This window comes from Streptomyces chiangmaiensis, assembly GCF_036281785.1.
GTDB classification, from domain to species: domain Bacteria; phylum Actinomycetota; class Actinomycetes; order Streptomycetales; family Streptomycetaceae; genus Streptomyces; species Streptomyces chiangmaiensis.
This window is the reverse complement of record NZ_JAYWVC010000478.1, coordinates 1-2,306: the sequence shown is the minus strand read 5'-3', so window position 1 is coordinate 2,306 and position 2,306 is coordinate 1. Positions and strand designations below refer to the sequence as shown.

The 2,306-nt window shown below is 68.8% G+C and carries 2 protein-coding genes; both read left to right on the top strand.

Features of this window, described 5'->3' with window-relative positions; all coding sequences use genetic code 11:
* Positions 1–379 precede the first annotated feature (379 nt).
* Positions 380–946 carry a GNAT family N-acetyltransferase gene (locus VXC91_RS44650; RefSeq protein ID WP_329513056.1) on the top strand — a complete coding sequence of 189 codons (567 nt, stop codon included), beginning with the start codon at positions 380–382 and terminating at the stop codon, positions 944–946.
* A 237-nt stretch (positions 947–1,183) separates the two neighbouring features.
* Positions 1,184–2,284: an NADH:flavin oxidoreductase/NADH oxidase gene (locus VXC91_RS44645; RefSeq protein ID WP_329513055.1), complete on the top strand. Its 1,101-nt coding sequence runs from the start codon at positions 1,184–1,186 to the stop codon at positions 2,282–2,284.
* The last annotated feature ends 22 nt before the right edge of the window (positions 2,285–2,306 follow it).

Below are 2,306 nucleotides of genomic sequence, written 5' to 3'. Positions count from 1 at the left end.
CTAGCCCGGCTCGACCTGGCCGCATAAGCACCGCCTATGCGGCCGTTTCACGGATTTCCCAACGGAGTCCTTCAGCTGGGGGAGGATTCAACCAACGTAGGACGCCGTGCGACCGCGGCACGCAGGGTGCGACGGCCCGAACGCCCGCCAAAGCCTACGGCGCCCGGTGGCGTTTCCGGCGCCTTGTCCACGCATGACTTCGTCGAGCGGAGCCACGACAGCAGCTCCCCCGGTCGCGGCGGGTTACCACGGACGAGGTGACGCCGACCGGCCCCCGGAGCCCGGTCGAACGGCCGCCTTGCACAATCGGGCCGTGACGCACGGTTGTTGCCGCCGATATCCGGTGGCAGGCCGAGCCACCGGTGGTGAAGATCGCTGCATGCCTGTCTTCCTGGAAGCCGAACGGCTCGTGTTGCGCCCGTTCACCGACGCCGACGCCGACGCCGAGCACCTCCTCGCGCTGGACAACGATCCCGAGGTCATGCGGTTCATCAACGGCGGCAAACCGACGAGTCGCGAGACGATCCGCACGCAGACCCTGCCACGGCTCCTCCACGACTACGCGTGCCTCGGTACCCGTGGCTACTGGGCCGCTGAGGACAAGGCCACCGGAACTTTCCTGGGCTGGTTCGAGTTCCGCCCGCTTGACGAGCACAGCGCCGCCGTGGTCGAGCTCGGCTATCGGCTGAACAGGGCCGCCTGGGGCAAGGGCCATGCCACGGAAGGATCGCGGGTCCTGATCGACAAGGGGTTCAGGGACTTCGGGGTGGAACGGGTCACGGCGAACACCATGACGGTGAACACCCGGTCGCGGCGGGTGATGGAACGGGCCGGGTTGTCGTTCCTCCGCAACTTCACCGGAGACTGGCCCGAGACGATCGAAGGCTCCGAACAGGGCGAAGTCGAGTACGAACTCACCCTGCCCGACTGGGCCCGACGCCGGTAGGTGCCCTGTGTCACTCACGGTTCCCGCGCATCACGGTCAGTGCCGCCGGGCGCTGTGCGGGCTCCATCGGGACACCCCCGATCGGGCAGGTGGGCTCCCCGCCATCGCTGCACACGCGGCTTGCGGGCCGGAATAAATAGCAAGCGCATGCAATTATTCTGGAGACCTACGGCAACGGGTGCGATGTGGCATACGCACTCGGCCCCGGCTCACCAGGCACGCACTAGGAGTATCGAGTTGACCTCCCTCTTCACCTCCTACACCCTCAGGTCACTGACCATCCCCAACCGCATCTGGATGGCGGCGATGTGCCAGTACAGTGCGGCGCCGGAGGGCGAAGCGGTCGGCGTCCCGACAGACTGGCACTTCGCTCACCTCGCCGCACGCGCCACCGGCGGTACCGGCCTGATCATCACCGAAGCCACGGCCGTCAGCCCCGAGGGGCGCATCTCCCCCTACGACCTGGGCATCTGGAACGTCACCCAGGTCGCCGCCTTCCAGCGCATCACCGCGTTCCTCAAGTCGCAGGGCACGGTTCCCGGCATCCAGCTGGCCCACGCCGGACGCAAGGCCTCCACCGAGCGCACCTGGGCCGACCGCGGCCGCCCGATCAGCCCCGACGAGCCCTACGGCTGGACCCCCGTCGGCCCCAGCGCCCTTCCCTTCGACCCGGCGTCGACCACCCCCGAGGAACTCTCCACGGACGGCATCCGCGGCATCGTCCGGAAGTTCGCCGAGGCCGCCGAGCGTGCGCTCGCGGCCGGATTCGAGGTCGCCGAGATCCACGGCGCGCACGGCTACCTGATCCACCAGTTCCTCTCCCCGTACAGCAACCAGCGCACCGACGAGTACGGCGGCTCGTTCGAGGGCCGGATCCGGTTCGCCCTGGAGGTCGTCGACGCCGTCCGTGCCGTGTGGCCGGACGAGCTGCCGATCTTCTTCCGGATCTCCGCCACGGACTGGTTCACCGAGAACCCCGAGGACGACCGCGAGGGCTGGACCGCGGACGACACCGTGCGCTTCGCCAAGGAGCTCCAGGCCCGCGGAGTGGACCTGATGGACGTCTCCACCGGCGGCAACGCCCCCGACGCGAAGATCGTGACCGGCCCCGGCTACCAGGTGCCCTTCGCCGAGCGGGTCCGCAACGAAACCGGGCTCCCCGTGGCCGCCGTCGGCATGATCACCGAACCCGACCAGGCTCAGCAAATCCTCACCTCCGGCAAGGCCGACGCCGTACTCCTGGCCCGCGAACTGCTGCGCGATCCGTACTGGGCACGCCACGCCGCCGCGGAACTCGACGGCGAGGTCGCCTCTCCGGTGCAGTACCACCGCGCTTGAATCCTCCCCCAGCTGAAGGCAC

Coding starts and splice junctions, on each gene's coding strand:
- VXC91_RS44650 (WP_329513056.1), top strand. CDS start 380: ATGCCTGTCTTCCTGGAAGCCGAACGGCTCGTGTTGCGCCCGTTCACC.